This window comes from Moorena sp. SIO4G3 (genome assembly GCF_010692305.1).
Classification (GTDB): Bacteria; Cyanobacteriota; Cyanobacteriia; order Cyanobacteriales; family Coleofasciculaceae; genus Moorena; species Moorena producens_A.
Genome location: NZ_JAAHIG010000057.1, coordinates 15,883 through 34,867, shown reverse-complemented (window position 1 = coordinate 34,867; position 18,985 = coordinate 15,883). Strand labels below are relative to the sequence as shown.

The 18,985-nt window shown below is 40.7% G+C and carries 15 protein-coding genes; 7 read left to right on the top strand and 8 right to left on the bottom strand.

Annotation, left to right across the window (positions count from 1 at the left end; genetic code table 11):
* Nucleotides 1-325: 325 nt before the first annotated feature.
* Nucleotides 326-1,609 carry a serine hydroxymethyltransferase gene (glyA, locus tag F6J99_RS13300; protein ID WP_293113332.1) on the bottom strand — a complete coding sequence of 428 codons (1,284 nt, stop codon included), beginning with the start codon at nt 1,607-1,609 and terminating at the stop codon, nt 326-328.
* Between the two features lie 751 nt (nt 1,610-2,360).
* On the opposite strand from glyA, the gene F6J99_RS13295 reads away from it, so the two are divergent.
* The gene (locus F6J99_RS13295) at nt 2,361-2,558 is read left to right on the top strand and encodes a hypothetical protein (RefSeq protein ID WP_293085695.1); all 198 of its coding nucleotides are present in this window, start codon (nt 2,361-2,363) and stop codon (nt 2,556-2,558) included.
* A gap of 257 nt (nt 2,559-2,815) precedes the next feature.
* A complete protein-coding gene (locus F6J99_RS13290) occupies nt 2,816-3,292 on the top strand; it encodes a Tic20 family protein (protein WP_070395772.1) in 477 nt (158 codons plus the stop codon).
* On the opposite strand, the gene F6J99_RS13285 is transcribed toward F6J99_RS13290, so the two are convergent.
* Entirely contained in the window at nt 3,289-4,089 is an 801-nt protein-coding gene (locus F6J99_RS13285; RefSeq protein ID WP_293113331.1) for a fumarylacetoacetate hydrolase family protein, read from the bottom strand. The genes F6J99_RS13290 and F6J99_RS13285 overlap by 4 nt on opposite strands.
* Nucleotides 4,090-4,662: 573 nt before the next feature.
* Here F6J99_RS13285 and rpsF point away from each other — a divergent pair.
* On the top strand, nt 4,663-4,971 hold the full coding sequence (gene rpsF, locus F6J99_RS13280) for a 30S ribosomal protein S6 (RefSeq protein ID WP_070395774.1): 309 nt from the start codon (nt 4,663-4,665) through the stop codon (nt 4,969-4,971).
* A 146-nt stretch (nt 4,972-5,117) separates the two neighbouring features.
* Here the strand turns inward: rpsF and F6J99_RS13275 are convergent, their stop codons facing one another.
* A complete protein-coding gene (locus F6J99_RS13275) occupies nt 5,118-7,787 on the bottom strand; it encodes a carboxypeptidase-like regulatory domain-containing protein (RefSeq protein ID WP_293113330.1) in 2,670 nt (889 codons plus the stop codon).
* A gap of 374 nt (nt 7,788-8,161) precedes the next feature.
* Here F6J99_RS13275 and F6J99_RS13270 point away from each other — a divergent pair, with 374 nt between their 5' ends.
* Nucleotides 8,162-8,707, top strand: a complete 546-nt coding sequence (locus tag F6J99_RS13270; RefSeq protein WP_293113329.1) for a hypothetical protein — start codon at nt 8,162-8,164, stop codon at nt 8,705-8,707.
* A gap of 696 nt (nt 8,708-9,403) precedes the next feature.
* A complete protein-coding gene (locus F6J99_RS13265; protein ID WP_293113328.1) occupies nt 9,404-9,946 on the top strand; it encodes a hypothetical protein in 543 nt (180 codons plus the stop codon).
* Here F6J99_RS13265 and F6J99_RS13260 read toward each other — a convergent pair.
* From F6J99_RS13260 to F6J99_RS13250, 3 genes are all read right to left on the bottom strand, one after another.
* On the bottom strand, nt 9,943-12,270 hold the full coding sequence (locus F6J99_RS13260) for a GTPase (RefSeq protein ID WP_293113327.1): 2,328 nt from the start codon (nt 12,268-12,270) through the stop codon (nt 9,943-9,945). The two genes, F6J99_RS13265 and F6J99_RS13260, sit on opposite strands and share 4 nt — an antisense overlap.
* An 88-nt stretch (nt 12,271-12,358) precedes the next feature.
* Complete coding sequence (locus F6J99_RS13255) at nt 12,359-14,287, bottom strand: hypothetical protein (RefSeq protein WP_293113326.1); 1,929 nt, start codon at nt 14,285-14,287, stop codon at nt 12,359-12,361.
* A 163-nt stretch (nt 14,288-14,450) separates the two neighbouring features.
* Nucleotides 14,451-14,594, bottom strand: coding sequence for a hypothetical protein (locus tag F6J99_RS13250; protein WP_293113325.1), 144 nt, complete (start codon nt 14,592-14,594; stop codon nt 14,451-14,453).
* Nucleotides 14,595-14,765: 171 nt separating this feature from the next.
* Here F6J99_RS13250 and F6J99_RS13245 point away from each other — a divergent pair, with 171 nt between their 5' ends.
* A complete protein-coding gene (locus F6J99_RS13245; RefSeq protein ID WP_293113324.1) occupies nt 14,766-15,020 on the top strand; it encodes an HNH endonuclease in 255 nt (84 codons plus the stop codon).
* Nucleotides 15,021-15,282: 262 nt separating this feature from the next.
* On the opposite strand, the gene F6J99_RS13240 is transcribed toward F6J99_RS13245, so the two are convergent.
* Together F6J99_RS13240 and F6J99_RS13235 are read right to left on the bottom strand one after the other, a co-directional pair.
* Nucleotides 15,283-16,107: a P pilus assembly protein, chaperone PapD gene (locus tag F6J99_RS13240; RefSeq protein WP_293113323.1), complete on the bottom strand. Its 825-nt coding sequence runs from the start codon at nt 16,105-16,107 to the stop codon at nt 15,283-15,285.
* A 74-nt stretch (nt 16,108-16,181) separates the two neighbouring features.
* Nucleotides 16,182-16,313: a hypothetical protein gene (locus F6J99_RS13235; RefSeq protein ID WP_293113322.1), complete on the bottom strand. Its 132-nt coding sequence runs from the start codon at nt 16,311-16,313 to the stop codon at nt 16,182-16,184.
* A 458-nt stretch (nt 16,314-16,771) separates the two neighbouring features.
* On the opposite strand from F6J99_RS13235, the gene F6J99_RS13230 reads away from it, so the two are divergent.
* A complete protein-coding gene (locus F6J99_RS13230) occupies nt 16,772-18,856 on the top strand; it encodes a tetratricopeptide repeat protein (protein WP_293113321.1) in 2,085 nt (694 codons plus the stop codon).
* Nucleotides 18,857-18,985: the final 129 nt, after the last annotated feature.

Genomic DNA, 18,985 nt, shown 5'->3' with positions numbered 1-18,985 from the left:
TTTTTTATGTAACTTCGAATACTCAAAATTAATATCAGTTTAAAATAAATACCAGTTTTTATTACTCTTACTTACTCTCTAATCTCGAAAACTTTTTTTCAACCACTATTTTTTTAGTTATTTTAACTTTAAAATAATCAAATCAATTGATAGGTACTTTCTGCTTAATTTTAACTAACAGTTTTACATATTAATTCCACAATAGCTTTTGTACTTTAACACATACTGAGGAACAGGACTTACCAAGTAAGTCTACAGTAGGGTGGATTATTAGGTCACCCTACTGTAGGTGTCATGCTGACACTTAACTGTCAACCCTCAACCTTTAGACCAAACTTGGTACAAGAGTGGTCAGATGGGGATACAGAGGAAAGCGATCGCATAACTTTGCCACACGCTGACGACATTCAGTTGCCACTTGCTCATCCTCTCGATTCAGTAAGCGATCGGCAATAATATTACCAATCTCAGTAAATTCTGCCACTCCCATGCCCCGGGTAGTCATGGCTGGGGAACCTAGGCGCAAGCCACTGGTGACAAAGGGCGACTCTGGGTCAAAGGGAACAGTATTTTTGTTAGCTGTAATCTTGACACCGCTCACCAGTTGGTCAGCTCGCTTACCTGTCATACCAATAGAGCGCAAATCTACCAGTAATACATGGTTATCTGTACCACCAGAAACAATTTTTAACTCCCGGTTTTGCAGTGCCGTTGCCAAAGCCTTAGCATTTTCAATCACGTGGGCAGAATAGGTTTTGAATGCTGGGGTCAAGGCTTCCCCAAACGCAACAGCTTTACCAGCAATCACATGTTCCAATGGACCTCCCTGAGTTCCGGGAAACACTGCCTTATCGAACTTTTTACCCAAATCCGATTGATTAGTCAGAATCAAGCCACCCCGTGGACCACGCAGGGTCTTGTGAGTGGTAGTAGTGACCACATGGCAGTGAGGAAGGGGGTTAGGGTGATGACCAGTGGCAACTAAACCAGCAATGTGAGCCATATCCGCCATCAGGTAGGCATCCACTTCATCAGCAATGGCCCGGAATTTTTCAAAGTCAATGATTCGGGGATAGGCGGAATAGCCACAAATAATTAGTTTGGGACGCTCTTTCAGAGCAAGTTCCCGAATCTGAGCATAGTCCAATTGCTCAGTCTCTTGGCTGACACCGTAGTGACACACCTCAAACCATTTGCCGGACACATTGACTGGTGACCCATGAGTCAGGTGTCCGCCATGGGACAAATCCATCCCCATAATCTTGTCACCAGGTTTGAGTAAGGCTAGAAATACCGCAAAGTTAGCTTGAGCGCCAGAATGGGGCTGCACATTGGCATGAGCAGCACCAAAAAGTTCTTTAGCACGGTCAATCGCTACTTGTTCAACTTTGTCAATGAACTCACAGCCGCCATAGTAGCGCTTTCCGGGCAATCCCTCAGCATATTTGTTAGTTAGCACTGAGCCTTGTGCTGCCATCACCGCTGGGGAGGTGAAGTTCTCACTAGCAATAAGTTCCAGATGCTCCCGTTGACGTTGGAGTTCTTCTCCCAGATAGGTTGCTATCGTGGGATCGGTTTCGGCGAGAAAATCGAAATTAGTTTGAGTCACTTTCTTTACTTCTAGGATCGATCACGTTTGGTAATTGACACAACAACCTTAAAGGTCTATGTGCTTACAAAAAATCCTCTGAGGGAATAAAGCCCCGTTTAGGCAAGAGCGGGGATTAAAAACTGAGGTAGCGCTTTCATGCAGGGGTTTATCCCATCAGCGACTACCAGTAGCGAAATAGCAGCTTTAGTCGCCCTGAAGATTTCTTGGCAGGTGGTTTGTTTGGACACGATCCTTAAACAGGACTTACCCAGTAACTCTACCTACTACAGGGTGGGTTATTAACCCACCCTATTACTTATCCCTACTACTTATCCCTACTACTTATCCCTACTACTTATTCCTACTACATATGGGAGTTGGATGCCCAGTTTTTTAGGAGTTTTTCATAAGTCCTGTCAAACAATTCATCGGTAACGATGAGCTTAAAGCTTGACTCTGGAACGATTCAGACTCAGATTAGGCCAATTTTTATGAAAAGTTAAAGTTTGTATTATGTTAAATTATTTATTATACAACACCTAGAATCCAGGGGATATATTAAGATAATAATAGGGTTAAGCAATAGTTCTAATCAATAGCACTTATAAACAAGACTTAAGCACTAAGCTGATTGGTCAAAATTTTATATTAGTATCGGCATAAGGTATCGTGAGCAATTCAACACTTTGCTCTATGCTTAAGCCTCTTGAAAAGACCTTAGACTATTGTGCTTCGGCATCAGCCCTGATAGCGTAATGGGATTAGTGCTATGTTAGTCATTTTAACGGATAACCAAGTAATTTCCCCCGACCTTGTCTGTCAATGTTGTTTACTGGCTGACCCAAGCGGTCATCCTCGCTGGCATCAAGGCAAATTGGTTTGTGCTCATGTGCTCAAGAAGCTAAGTGAAAAGCAAGCTCAACAGTATGAGTGTGAAATGGGATTCCGTCTGGTCAATATGGAATAAACTTTTGTAGTAAGAACTTTTTTACTAAGCGATCGCTTTTAGCGTGCCCTACGGCCAATCGCACCTCAACCAGCGTCGGGCTTTGCCCTTAGCGTGACCAATCGCACCTCAAGCAGCGTCGGGCTTTGCCCTTAGCGTGGCCTAAAGGCCAAGGTCAATCGCATTTAAGGTCGCTCAGGGGTAGAGTTTTGTGCTGCGCTATGCTGAATATGTAGTTAGTGTACCCCTTATCTGAACATCTTCAAGGAGAAAGCACCATGAATTGGCGCGGGTCAACAGATATTAAAGACCGGATTTTTGCAGCCCTTGCATATCTACTCCCTCTAATTGTGGTTTTGCCCTTTGGTCAATTTCTGCTAAGACAGTTTCCCATTCTCGGCATTATTTACCTGCCACTACAACCGTTGATTTCACTTTACTACGGTTTGCCTTTAGTGGGGTTAATTATTTTCTTTGTTTTATTCTTAGCCGTAGTCAGAAACCCACAAATCAGCCATTTTGTTCGCTTTAACACCATGCAAGCGATTCTTTTAGACATTCTTTTAGTTTTGTGTGGTCTATTGTTGCCAATTTTAGTCCAAGCACTAGGGGTTAACTTGCTAACAGAAACCTTATATAATATAGTGTTTTTAGGTATCCTTGCCGCCTGTGGCTATTCTATGATTCAATCATTGATGGGTCGTTACGCAGAAATACCAAGCCTTAGTCAAGCCGTTTACAGCCAAGTCCCCTAGTCTTGCTTAGTCTTGGCCTGTGAAGGGCGTGATATCACCGTATTTTCCAACTGACCAATTCCCTCAATTTCCACCCGGACGCGATCGCCAACTTCCATTGGTCCTACTCCTTTGGGTGTCCCCGTAAGAATCACATCCCCTGGTACTAGGGTCATCACCTGGGAAATGTAAGATATCAGAACATCTGGCGGAAATACCATTTGACTAATTAAAGCGGATTGTACTGGCTCAGGGTTGTCATTCAGAAATGTCTGCAATTTTGCCCCAGCACTCAACTCCCGGACTATCCAGGGTCCGAGGGGACAAAAGCTATTAAATCCCTTAGCCCTGGTCCATTGCGGATCCCGCTTTTGTAAATCCCGAGCCGTTACGTCATTAGCGATCGTATAACCCCAAATTTTGGATTGAGCTTCGTCTGGTGTGCAGTCTAAGCAATAGTCACCGATTACCAGTGCTAACTCTCCCTCATAGTCTACTCGCTGAGACTGAGGCGGATACTGGATGGCTTGAGAGTCAGCAATTATAGTGGTAGGGGGTTTAAGAAAAAGTAAGGGTTCCTGAGGAACTGATGTTCCAAATTCTGCTGCGTGTTCAGTATAGTTTTTCCCTACAGCCACGATTTTAGTTGGTGCACACGGGGCCAGCAATTGATAGCTTTCTGGTTCCAACTCTAAATCTATAGGTTGTCCCTGTAACCAAGGTGGTGCATCCAGCACCTGAATAGTGCGGGTCACCTGTAACAAGCCGTAGTAGGTCTGTCCTTTAGAAGATTTAACTCGGACGTAACGCTGTGTCATAACAATAGATTTTCCTTGATAATTTTACGAAAATTCTCTACTTTACCTAAAGTAGTATTGAGTTGGTAGTACGTCAGTACTTAGTACCGATAATAGATTGTCCTTAACAGTACAATAGATAATAAGCTGCATTTAGACATAGCATCTTCTGGTCGTGTCTGGTTGTGTCTAGTGGTATTCCCCTTTGACGAATTTACTATCTTTGAGCACAACTTAATTGAAATTTAATTGAAATTGGTTGCACAACGGGTTATAATAGGTCATTGGTAATCCTTGTCAAGGATTCAGATAAAGGATTCATATAAAAGTATTCAGATAAATCTGACCACTCCAAACACTTACCGATCCGGTAAGTGTCCGCTTAAGTAGCGATAGATCAATTCCTTGCTTCTTTAACTATCCAGTAGCAAGCAAGTCAATTACCCAACCTTGACTATGACTTAAGGTGTGGTTCAAGGAAAGCTGATTGTTAGTGCTGATTGTTAGTGCTGATTGTTAGTGCTGTCTATCGGATAAAAAGAAGCCAAATTGTCCATAAGGAGATTAATACCAGTGCCAAACACTTACGAAATGATGTACATCCTCCGTCCTGATTTGGGCGAGGAACAAGTAGATCAAGCTATCGGCAAATACCGAGACCTATTGCAGGAACTCGGTGGAGAGCAAATCGAGATTCAGCATCGTGGCAAGCGTCGTTTAGCCTATCCCATAGATAGGTACCGGGAAGGGATTTATATCCAAATGAACTATAATGGACCAGGTACCCATGTCGCCAAGATTGAGCGAGCAATGCGTATAAGTCAAGATGTGATTCGCTACCTCACCATCAGACAGGAATCATCCCCAGCCCCTAAACCAGAACCAGCAGAAGTTGAAGGGTGAACTCTTGGTATTCCAGGGAGTAATGGGTAATGGGTAACAGGTAATAGGTAATGGGTAATGGGTAACAGGTAATAGGTAATGGGTAGTTGAGAATTACCTATTACCTATCCACTCTTTGCTGGCGACAAAATACTAAGGATTAAAGACTAAGGTTTAAGGAGTATCGATAAATTCAGTTCTTGGAAAGGTTCGGAATCTGGCTTAATCTCAATTTGATTTGGTTGAGCCGATTCACCATTAATCAGTAAATTATACTTACCCTGCTGCAAGCCTTCTAAATAAAAGACCCCAGCACCGTTGGTAATCGAAAAAATCGATTTTCCTGAATCAACTGGTACTGCTTCTACCTTCGCCCCCTGCACCGCTTCTCCCGTAGTATCAGTTACTACACCTGCAAAGGTGTAGGATAGTACCATTGGCACAGTAACCGGAGTATAGCTACCCGGCACCACCTCCACTGCATAAGCGGATTCCTCGGGTTTCCAGTCGATGGGATATCCGGCAGGGTCAAGGTCGAGGCGATAGGTGTCAGGGTCGAGTTTGACAAAAATCCCATTGTTGCGAATATCTGGTCGAAACGAGGTTATCGATTTATTATTCAGCAGTAACAGTAAATCAGGCTCTTCGACGTAAATCTCTTCCCCTTTATCTCGCTTACCATTGCCATTGTTGTCAAAGAATGGCTGAATTAACAATCCTCCTCGGCTGCGTAAGCGGTCAAAGCGGGTGTCGGCACCGCTAATCCCTGATTGAACATTGATATTGGGAGAAAGCTCAATCCTGAAGGTGCTGCCATCAGAGGTAGTAGATATTTCTTGGTAACGTAACCGCAATACTAATCCGGGAATCACGGCACTGGAAGCTGAGGCAATCAATCCATTACCCCGAGAACCGAAGCCATAGCCGAAATCAAAGTCCCAGAGATATCGACCATCACTAGACTGTTGTGGAGAACGATAGCGCCAAGCTAAGCGAGCCAGGTGATCATCACGGTTATTGGAATCCCGGGTTTCGTAACCCAGTAGCAGGGAATGTCCTCTTGAGGCACTGCTATTGGACAAATAATAAATTAGTTCGGAATTGGTAGTGATTTCATTGCCTCGATGGGACAGTCTCAGACTTCCTAAGTTAGACCTCAAACTCCAGCGCAAGTTATTATTGGTATCCATGTCAGCACTGGCAAAGAGTGAGAAATTTTGGCTAGTGTGAAAAATGCTCATACCAGCAGCTAAGGCTTCCTCCCGAGTGTTTCCACTGGCTCTTAAGGTTAAACCACGAAAAGCTTGCCAGTTGACGCGAAACCCCTGGGCTAGACTATCACTGTTGAAGTTAAAGCTTAGCTTAGGAGAAGGTTGGAAGGTAATACTGGCATCATAGTCTATCCCCTCATCCTCTGTACCCAAAAGAGCTGAAACTTTTACCTTTAAGGGAAATCCAGCAGGTTGATAGAATAGTTCCCCTAACCCCAACACTGACTCGTCGTAAACCACCCCCATCCCTAACGTCAGGTCTTCTGTGACTCCTAGGCGATAGGCAATTCCTCCCCGTACGTCTGTAAACTCACCAAAGAAATTCCCATTTTGGCTCGATTCTCGACTCAAGCCAGTGGAAACAACTAAAGCAGAGGCTCCCTTGGTCAATTGACCGGGTAGAGTAGAGAATTTGGCCTCTCGAATTTCCGGGTCCGCAGTAAGCTGTCCATCGGGATATAGAAAGACGCGATAAGTATTGCTACCGCCTCGTCCAGTTATGACATTTTCAAAGCGGTAAACCCCAGAGGAGTCCACTAGGATTTCATCCACCACCACATCATTAAAACCTTGGGTCAGCTGCACCAACGTACCCGGTTCAGCTTCCCCAGTAATGCTGCGTCCAATGTCATTGGCTTGTAACCGTTGGGTAGGACTAAATCCACCCCTTGATAAGGGTGGGGTAAATCCCCAGCGCTGGATAGTGGTCGCACCCCAATATTGACCTGTTCCTTGATTTCGCCAAAAGGTGGGCTGGGAACCTAGGACAAAATCCGCTGCATCGGTTTGCCGAAAATACTGGGCTTCCTGTAACCGAAACGTCCCAGTATTGGTTAAATCCGGTTGGCGAGTCCTAACAAACCAGCTACCTCCTAATAAGGTGCCGACGCTGGTAAATTCTCCACTATAGTTTGTGGAATTAGAAAAGGAACTGCTACCACCCCCTCTGCCACTAATATTTACCCGTTGTCTGATCGCGGATATGCTAAAGGCAGGGGCATCAATCTCAGATAATCCTTCCAGTACGACTGGGATTTCTCGAGTTCGCCGACCTTTGCGCCGCACATTCAACCAAGGGGGATTAAACGTAATGGCGTATTCAATCATGTCAAACTCCGTCGGGACTCCTAGAAGAGTTTGGATGGTTTTGACAGGAATGACTACTCCTAATTCTGGGTCAGTTGGTAATTCTTCTGGATTGATGCGGGTGACTAAACCAGGCGATCGCACTTCTAATTGACCATCGTCTAAGGGTTTGACATCTAATTTCAAGCCCTGAATCACATCATCTAAGGGAATCAGCCACGTTTCAAAATTAATTGCCTGGGAACCATCTTCAAATCCCCGCACTAAGGTACTAGGAATCACATTCTGTTTTCCCAGATTGACGCCTACAGGAAGAATAATCAATTGATCACTATCGTTTCGCCTTGGGCTAGAGGTAGTGGCGGCGACTTCCGGTTTTGATACCTCAGGTGCTAGGGTTTGGGCAACAACGGAAGTTATGGTAATCCAAGAACACAAGAGAGTTGTTACAGCTAGATAAGCTAGTGAAATAATTTTCATCCAACACCTATGAGCTGACTAAATGCTGACTAAATTTTTTAAGGGAAACTACATACAGACTTCCCAACTTGGTCAGCTCAAGTAACAGTAACTAAGGGGTTTGATACTTCAGAGTTGTTGCACTAGGAGTACTTACGTAGTAACTCTACCTGTCGATTGGTTTCTTTTGGCACTTTACTACTAGAAAAACGATCAGCCCATCAGCCCATCAGCCCATCAGCCCATCAGCCCATCAGCCCATCACCGGTAATTTCATCCACCGTAATCAACTTCACTAAATTTTAAACTTCGGTATCTTTCCGGATGTATCCAGTTAATAAATTAGGAAACAATAGAAGTATAAACAAACAGTTTATTTCCACCAGATAAAGGACATGAGAAACCAATTCGGTAAATCCTTAGTTATTTCCGCCTTGACTGCTGTAGGTGTTGCTGCTGGTGCTACCAGTGCCTTTGCTCAGGTACCTCCTGGTCCTCCTCCTTCTGCTACTATAGAGCAGGATTTTGAATTTGAGGGCACAGTAGAGGGAACCTGTTCTTTTGTAGATGTTCAACCTGGTGCTTTGACAAACCCTAATCCCGAAGTATTAGCTGTTGTTAACCCAGGTGATTATGCTACAGGTTTGATGCTTTGTAATAGTCCAGCAACTATCTCTCTTGGAGACTTGATGGCGACGAATGACCTATCTCAAGACCTTTTAGACACCGCAGAGACCTACAACTATGGCGTTTCTTTTACTGAGATTGGTGGTGCAACAAATGGTGAAATCAAACGTACTATGGGAGACCCTGCAGCAGAACCACTAAATTTACCTCCTAGCGAATTCGAGGTTGAAGCTGACATGATGATCGAGGGACTTTTACCCCTTAAAGGCGGTGATTACGCCTTTAAGTTTACGGTGACAGCTACAGCTAACTAAAGTAAACTATTGGCTGGAAGCCAGCGACGTATCCCCCTGGAAAATTGATGTAAATGCAATTAACCTCTCTCTATATCTTTTTGTTGTCTCCGTGGGAATCGGCTTTACCCGATTTATCCTACGGAGATTTTACCAATAAACGGTTGATTTATAATAATAAAACATTGTTTTTAGGGAGTAGGGAGCAGGGAGCAGGGAGTAGGGAGCAGGGAGTAGGCAATAGTCAATAGGCAATAGTCAATAGGCAATAGGCAATAGGCAAAAATAATCTGTATCTCATAGTTATGAAAAACGCTATAAGTAGGGCTTGCTGATTAACTATCAAAGCATTTACAGATAAAGGTTTTCGCCTTTTTGGGTCTCTTTAAGTGCCAGCTTTTCGGTCCAAAAAGCTCAAAAAATTAGCATTTTGGGCAGACAAGAGCCGAAAAATAATCGGACAAGTCTTCCGACTACCTCCTATATAATTCCCATTTCTCCTAACTCCTGACTCCTAACTCCTGACTCCTACCAATACCAAAAGACTTTTTCAGCAAACCCTAAGTATTTAGCTATATGTAAGCCATCAGCCACCAGTAACTAGCAATTCATAAAAATTAATAACTATATAAATTTTCTATATCTTTGGGAATAATCAGGATGGTAATAGGGGAATAATACGGATATAAAACCGTAACGTTATCCCAGGAAATTACCATGTCAAAAAAACTGATAAAATCCCTAGTCATTACTACGATAACTGCCTGGGCCATAGCCGCTAGTGCTATAGGTGCTGGTGCCCAGTTAGCGACATCTGACCAGGAATTTATGTTTTTTGGAACCGTGGAGGGAGTCGGTTCATTTGTTAATGTAGAAATCGGAAGTCTAGAAATTTCTGCCAATCGATTGACCTCTACGGTTGAGCAACCCGCTAGAAGTAACCTAATATTTAATTCTAACGTCACCGTCAGTATTGGGGAATTGATTCCCTTGAATGAGCGGTCTCGGAAACTTTTAGAGCAAGCAATTCAGGTAGAGTATGGCATCTTAGGTCGTCCGATGAGTGGCAGTCCAGATTCGGAAATTATTGAGATACTTTCAAAAAATGGTCAAGTAGTTGATAATCGAGACCAATCCACAGTAGAAACTAATGAGTCTGTTAACTACGATCTTGTGGCTTCTCTATCCATTGAATCTTTGACACCACTGGTGGCTGGTGAATATCTCTATAAGTTTAAAATTACTATTTCTCCTAATTAGTTTGTCATCACAGCTTGTTTGATTTTGTTATCAAAAGCAGGTTCAAATAATAAACTATAATTACAATACAATAAGTTATATATTTGAGCTTCTGTTGGATTTTCCGGAAAACTTCCCAAGTTTTCTACTTTTTGGAGTAAATCACTATAAAAAAAATCATAGTCTTGATCGATATCAAAAAATATCCTTGTTGTCAATGCTAATAAAACAGTAATTCCATGTTTACCAAAATAATGGTAATGACTAAATCTATAGTCAAATTGTCCCGTTTCATCAAAATAATGTTCTGTCGTTTTTTGTAAAACTTGGGTTACCCTTTTATTGATATTGACCTTGAAAATACAATAATTTAGCTCTTGATTAAAAGTTAAAATTTGGTTTTCAAAGACAGCCATTTCATCAAGACAACGGTTAATTAATTCCTGCAACTCATCAATGGCATCTTCTATTGTAGTAAATTTTTCAAGATAGTCTTTGGAGAGAGGATTTCTAATTTCTTGAATATGAAGGTTAATTTCTTCAATTCTTTGCTCAATTTTGTCATCAAGAGCACTTAATTCGTCGTTAAAATTTTTAATCAATTCAACCCAAAACTTACTCTCATCCTGAGCATTTTTTTTAAAAATATTATATTCTTTTAATTTGTTTAGAAGTAATTTTTTTTGGCGTCCATATTCTTCTTTTTTAGCATCACGCTGGTCAATTTTAGTTTTAATTGTAGCTTTTTCTTCTTCAAGACATTCAACATTCTTTTTATATTCTGTCTCTAGAGATTCAAGATAACTATCTTCTGATTTAATAGAACTTCTTTCTTGCTCAAGATAATCACTTTCTCTATCAAGAGACCGTTTAGATTCATAAGTTAATCTAGACGAACTACGGTTAATCCTGTCAATATTAGCATTATACTTATCAAGTCTATCTTTCCAACGATCAAAACGAGAGTTGAAATTATGACGACGTGATGAAATGTCAAGGTAACGAGAATTATTAGCATCAATACGGGGATTATACTCATCAATAAGTTCCTCAATTTCTTGATTAAGGGATTCAAGTAAAGTATTTAATTTATCTAGTTTTTGAATTATTGCTAAGATACTATCCCAGTCTTCATCTAATTTTTGCTTAACAGATTCTTTTTCTATTTCCCATTCTTCAAATTCTTGATTTCTGAGGTCATAGGCTTGTTTTTGTATATCAAAAACAGAAGTCTTAATTAATTGATTAAAATACTCAATTCTTTCTGTAAAGATATATTCTTTGGATCTAATTAAATACTCAAACTTATCTTCCAGTGACTCAGACTTTTTTTCAAAAATTTGATTATCAAAAACATCGCTTACTATATTATTAACCTGTTCAGCAATAGAATTATCGTCTTGGTCTGACTGAATGGGAAGACTGACAAGAAAATCAAAAAGACTATAAGATAGTAGATGTAAAGGTTGATCGCAAGTATCACTTCCTGTTGCTCTTTGACAAGCACCATGAGCATATAATCGGATTAATTCTTGTTTAACTTGATTAACATATTCATCAGGAGTTTTTTGCTGTTGATATTGAATTAATTCTTTAAAAAGTTTACCTTTATTTCCTTTTAACATTATGTAAGACTGATGTAGTAAGTCTGAAATACCTTCTCCTGTAAAACAATTAACTCCAATAATAACAGGCTGAGAATGTTGTCCTAAAACTTTATGATGAACTTTTGAAATTTGGGTAGCTGTGTCTTGAATATTTGCTTCTTTGGCAAAATAGCTCACCCCTGTTTGCTTGTTAACAAACATATTAAAAACGTAAATAACATTTTGGTGAACTTTTAGTAAATCTCTTAAATATTGGCGGTCGCCTCTCGTAAATAGTTTTTCTGGTGCGATGAGATAATAAATTAAATCTGGCTGAAATTTTAGATTTACAAATTCTGATATACTAAGATTTTCTTCTTGAGGGGCTGAACAATTTTCTCGATATCTTGCTAAAGTAAGGTCTTCTACAATGGGACAATCCTCAATTTGATTAATTCCTAAAGCAACTCGATTATAATTTTCTAAGAGTTCATCACTACAAACACCAGGAGTATCAAAACATTTTAAACCAATAGGAAACTCAATTAGATTAATTTCCTTAGTACAATCTTGATGACCTGTAGACAAGAAGTAATCACTACCAAGCAAACGATTACTTAATGTCGTTTTACCTGCTCCTGTTCTACCTGTAAAAAATAAGTTAATATTATCAATATTTCTAGGATAATTGCCAAGCTTTTCAATGATAAACTTGGCACGAATTTTAGAAATGGATGGAGGCTTAAGTTGGAAATACATAGTTTTTTGTTCCTAACATGTGCTTAAAGAATACTTTTTAAATCTAGAGCAGGGAATAGTTAGAATTTCCCCACTCTGTTACAAGGTTCTAAAGTTGGATTAAAATTCTTTCTAAAATTTTGCTAATTTCTTCTTCATTCTCGCTAACAGCAAAGGAGTTAATCGCTTCCTTATATGGCAATAATATTGCTTGAGTTTCTTGACGCCCTACTTCTACTATTTCCTGAAAATCAGTTTCCAACTTTTGCTTTCCATTAGCACTTTCAATGCCTAAGCCAATAGCTAACAAGTTTTCAACAACAGGATAACCACCTTGTAAATATTTTTTTCCTATCTCTTGTTCTTGTTGTATTACTTCTGGCACTTTTTCTAAAACTTTTTTCTTAACTTCTTTCATGCCCATAAATTTATTCTCAGTAGTTGTGATAGTTTTAACTACGGGTTTAATCACATCCTCACTAACAGGAACTTGTTTTTTCTTTTTCTTTCCACCCATTCCAGAAGCACCAAACATACTAGCACCAAGAACAGGTAGAAATGCTAATCCGCCGGTTGCTAAACCAGCTCCTATTGCCGCCATTGTACCACTCGCCATTTCACTAAAGGCAGCAGCACTTGCACCTGCTAATTGACCAAGATCAATCCCACCAGCCATACCACCAAGATCAGGCCCACCAGCCATACCACCAGGAGAACCTTCTCCATCAACAGGTTTTTTTATTGATTCTTGAGATTGTTCATATTCTATAACTTGCTTTTCAACTTCTACGTCTTGAAAATCAGGTACATACTCACTTTTTTCGACTTCCTGGTCGTTATAAACAATCCGATCTACTAAGATTGTTTGCGCTTCTTCTCGTGAAATTTTGGCCTCTTGAGCTAACTGAATAATTGTATCATTCAATTCTTTTGCAGCTTCCAAGGTAGCATCTTCCTCCTGAAAAACTCGAATACCATAATCAGCAACTGCCATATAGGCTTCATTGAGTAAGTCTTGATTACCTTGTTTTTCATCTACTTTACGAGTAGCTAAACGACTTGCAATCTGAATTAATGCTTTGCGATAACGGCAACTACGTTCTTGTATAGCAAATTCCTTCAGTTGATCGGGTAAAACTTGTTTAAAGTTACCAATTTTATTATCTGGTAACATTGTAAGCATTAGTTTGGTAATTTGATTAATTCCTGTCCCTTGCTTACAGTCAATTTCAACAATAGGAACAGATTCATCAGGGTAAAATTCTTTAAAAATTTTAGTTATTTGTTGCCTTGCATCTTCTACACTTGCTTCAGTGGTTATTCTTGTTCCATCATCTGTAAAATGAATATTAAGGGCAAAAATTACTTTATTTTTATCAGTTTGTTTTTTCTGTTTTCTCAGTAAAGCTTTTAAATATTTACGATCTGGTTTCACAAATTGAGTATGAGGAGCAACCACATAAAGAATAATATCAGGTTTACAATTTTCCTGATTTTCGGGGGATTGCCATTGCTCTACAGCTATATCTTCTTTGACAACTTTTTTAGTAGTAGGATAATCTGAGCAATTCCATAACTCAAATTTATCAATAGGTATTAATTCCTCATCTTCATCATCAATCTGGGGAAGCATCAAAGCAGCTCGATTAATATTTTCGTATGTGTCGCTACAACCTCCAGCACCAGGAAGATCAAAATACCATAAGTTACTACGCATTTTAAAGAAAACTACCATCCAAGTGCAATCTGTTTTACCTGAACTTTCAAAAACCTCATCATTATTAACATCATTAATAGTATTTGCTAATTTTTTATCAGGATCTATCAAAGTAACTGCTAGTGTAGTTTTACCTGCACCTGTACGTCCAGTAGCATAAAAATTAACAGGTTTTGGAAATAACTCTTTTTCAGATTGTTTTTTTAACCATTCTTCATCTACACGACCACTTAAATCTACTTCTCTGAAATCAAATAGTCGTAAAACATCAGGACGATCTTGAAAGATAAATTGTAGAGTTTGCAATGCTTTGTTAGACATGATAGACGTCTCCTTATTTGGTTTTGATTATTTTTTATGGTAAACAAACCAATCAATATGGTTGAAATTTAGATGTTTTGATGGTTTGAATGATTTATTGAAGCTTAATAGCTTCTTCTTGGCAATTAGCTAGTTGATAGACATTTAGCAAGTTGGTTGAAAATTAAATATCATCTTTTTGGGCGACCTCCATTACTAAGTTAAAATCAGGTAAAAAGTTGTTAACTTTATTATTACCCCAATCAACTAATGCTTGTTCAGCTTGTCGATTAGCTTCTTTGACTAAACAAAACTCCCCTAACATCATCTCTTTGTTAGAGCAGATTCACGTACTTTTGGCAAGGGGACTGCCAAAATAGATCCTAAACAGGGGGTGCAGGGGTAATTGAGAAGTTACATTTACTGCAGTATAAGAATAGGAAAACACCGTGAAATCGCCAGATCAATTGGCAAGGCTGTTGAAAAGGCAAAAAGGAAAGTGCTCCCAGTGTGGTCTTACCTTCGCCGTAGCCGACGCTTCGCGAACAGAGGTAGAGATTTATTCGACCAACATTATATCACACCCCACTCACAAGGTGAAAGTAATTGGCATAAAAATATAGAATTACTTCATCTACACTGCCACGATGGAAAAAAACACAGTTCTAACCATCTTAAAGGTACCAATGACAGTGGTTCTTTCAACGAGGAGCCGGGTGAAGGGAAACTTTCACGCCCGGTTTTGTTGGCGTAGCCTTCCCGAAGGATAGACGAGTAAGTGAGGTGACTCACTGGCTTAGTTTAATGGAACACAGACCAGGGAACATTTGCTAGTGGTGCTTCAGGGGGGCATTCATGTTTCGCTTCGTAGCCAGGCTTAGGTTGCTGCCCGTAACGCACCACTGCTGAGTCAAACAACTTTTAGGAGATGCACCCGAAAACAAACCAGGGAACAGGCAAGATGCCTGTTCCACAAAACTCTTAAAATCATTCTATTATTAAGCAACGCCCTCAGGTTAATTACTCTGAGCAGTGGTGCTGGTAGGAACAGTCAGATTAATACTAAAAGGCACACTTTGTCGATTCTCTTCTTCGCCCCAAAGCAAGGTTCCAGTCAATTGGTATTGTCCAGCTGTCAATTCCTTGGCATGACTAGGATATCCGATAGAAATCTTCCGTTCTCCCCCAGCAATAACTGTCCATTCGTTTTGTTTGCCAGTGGTGACCGTCGTGCTTCCCTGTTTCAAAGTCCACTCCACCTTGGGACGTGCAGTGGCATTGCCACTGTTGCTAACCTGTAACAGAATCTGCTTACTCTTGTGATCAAAGCTCGCTTCCTCTACGGTCAACTGGGGAGAAATATCTCCATGACGTACATAGACAGTGACACCAACGCGAGGTACGATGCCCATACTTACACCACGACTATTATTCTGAGAATGTTCCAGATTTTCTGTGAAAATAACTGCCCGATATTCCCCTTTATCCATACTAGGAGGAAAGCGGGAAATCATGCGGATGCGGCGAGTTACTCCTGGTTCTACTACCAACTCACGAGGGGAGAATTGTAGATAAGGGGTTAAGTCATTAGAGCTAGATTCCAACGCCTCAAACCCATTTTCATCATAGGTGAAAGGTGTCGCATAGACACGGGCTCGAAACGCCTTATTACTGCGATTGGTGACGTTGATGATACCTTTGGCTTGACCTCGTTCTGCTTCTTCTTCAATAACTAAAGGAGAAACTTGAACCTGAGCTTTAGCTAATCCTGGAAACAGCACCAGTGCAGATAAGGCGCAGCTACCTAAATAGGATATTAAATGTTGATTGAGTTTAATCATTTCTAGGGAACAGGGAATCGGGAATCGGGAATCGGGAACAGGGAATCGGGAATCGGGAATCGGGAAGTTAGAATTTAGAATTTAGAATTTAGAATTGGGAATCGGGAATCGGGAATCGGGAATCGGGAATCGGGAATTGGGAATCGGAAATCGGGAATAGTAAATAGGTAAAAATATGTGTAACTAATTAATAGAAAAGTAAGCATTTAGCTTAGGGGCTACTTGAGGTGCTACTTGAGGTGCCAAAGGCCAACGGCTGACCGCTGACGGCTGACGGCACCTCAAGTAGCGCATATGCTTACGATAATTTAGTAAACAGCGATATACTTTAATCTATTGTTGACTAAAATTTTAGTAATAGCTATGGTTGAAATTACTGATTTTTATAGAGTATTTTTTTTAAAAAATCCTTATAAATACGGATATAGCAATCCTAAGTAATTTGTAAGTATTAACACAAAAACAATTACCGGTTTTACAAAATAAAAATCCTGATTTTGTAAGCATTATCGAGAATAGGAGGAGGTAATTTATTTTGTAATGATACTTAAACAATACTTCCCTTAAAATCGTCCTGAGTGCTAAGTAGTGATAAATTAAGCCATGATCACAGAATATTCAAGTTCAATCCTGACTTAGGCAACAAAACCAGGAAAAGGTTGATATGGAATCCCTTTGCTCTGACACCTATGCCAGCATGATAGTAACGGACATTGCCTCAAATCAAGAAATTTCCAGTTGGAATCGGCAAACCTATCAACGTTTGAAACTCGCTTTGAGCATTGGTCTGCGCCGCCAGCTTTTTTTGGCAGTGTGTGATGACCTGAATCTGCGCAACCACCTAGCAGATCAACTATACCGAGAGTTAGACTTATCTGCAGCAAACGGGTCAAGGAACCACCAAGGTTACCCAAAGTTGGTCAGCTTGAATTTAAATCTGAGCGAACCCAATCCTGTAGCTCAGATTAGTCAATGGTTAACCGACCATGAGGAATCTTACACTTCTGAGAGTATACCGGGATTTCAGATTCTGGGTATAGAAAACTTAACACGGCAACCGGCAACACTGCAACGATTGTTTCTCAGGCATTTACAGTCAATTGGGAATAATCTCAGCTACTGGGAACTGACTTTCTTGCTCTGGTTGCCACGACCTTGGTTTTATTCCATTCAGCAGTCGGTACCAGAATTTTGGCAACAGCACACTGGTTTCTTTGAGTTTGAAGGAGAACCAACACCCCTATCCCAACGGGTGACTGATACACCAGAGGCTTCCTACACATTACCCCCTTCAACAACAGTAATAGATCCTGGTCAGGAAGATGTGGATACACTGTCACGGCAAGAGGATGTGTTGACAGTTAAAAGTTTTAATGTTGAAACTTCAAACGATAACTTTGAACCAAAGAATGTGCGACTTGAAAATCACAGTGAAACACGACAAGATAACTTACAACTAAATAACCGGCCACCGACAACTGAAACTGAAACACCACAAGATAACTCTGAACCAAATAACTTGCAACCTGGAACTCAAAAACCATCTACAGGCCAAACCTATCTTGAATTGGGCAATCATTATCGCTACCTGATTGAACAGGGAGATGCCTCTGAGGAAAACTTAGTGATCGCAATCCAGGCTTATGAGCAGGCGCTACAATGGTCAAAATTCACACCTATCGAAGAATCCGCTATCCTCAATGATGTAGGAAATTTCTACTGGATGCTATCTCGTTGTCCCAACAATGACAACCTGATGGTCTCTTATTTAGAGCAAGCCATTAAATGCTATCAAGTAGCAGTAACTGACTTTTTAGCGGAACAATCTCCGGAAATTTTTAGCATGATACAGAATAATTTGGGAACAGCTTATGGAGAATTAGCCCAGTACCAAGATTTAGCTAAAAATCTGGAAAATTCTATTTGCGCCTATGAAGAAGCTTTGGGCTATGGCGGTGCTGACCATGACTTGGTTAAATATGCTTCAACCCAAAATAACTTAGGAACGGCTTACTGGAATCTAGCGCAATATCAATCACCAGTGCCTAATTTAAAGAAAGCGATCGCAGCCTACCAAGAAGCCATTTCTCATCATGACACCACAGCCAATCCTCAAAATTGGGCAATGATTCAAAATAACCTGGGTACGACTTACTGGAGTCTTGCCCAGCACGAACAACCAACAGTCTGGTTGAAGCTAGCCATATATGCCTATCAAGATGCTCTCAAATACCGGAAATCGGAGGTTGACCCAGCTGGCTGTGCTGCGACACAGAATAACCTAGGTACCGCCTACTGGCACTTAGCCGACCAGTTAAAGGAGGAATATGGGGCAAAAGTAGAATACCTTAAGCAATGTATAACGGCTTATGAAAATGCTCTTGCGATCGCAGGATATCAACCACACCCCTCTGAGCAAGTCCCTAACCAGAACAGATCACCTGTACCAGTTAACTTTGATATTATCGCTACCTACAACAACTTGGGGCTAGTGAATTTCCAGCTAGGGACACAGCCACAATTTTCCTTAACCAAAGGGTCTAAGTTAACTCATTTAGAAGCTGCCCTACACCAACATGTGCAAGCTTGTATGGGTACAGTTGATCAACCCGAAACCTACCAAATTTCTCTGAACTACCTGATCCACACCATTCGGGCATTTTCTCGGGAAAATGGTCCTGCGGGACAAAGCTTTGCCCTTTCCAAAGTTCCAGGTCAGCTATTACCAGAAATTTTGCCTCGCCTATGAGCCTAGGAATTGAAATTCCCAATTCCCAATTCTAGGGAAGCTAAATTATTTGTGATAATTCTTGATCCAAAGTTCCCAACTCCCGACTCCCGACTCCCGACTCCCTATTCCCAGATCCGCTGTTCCCTT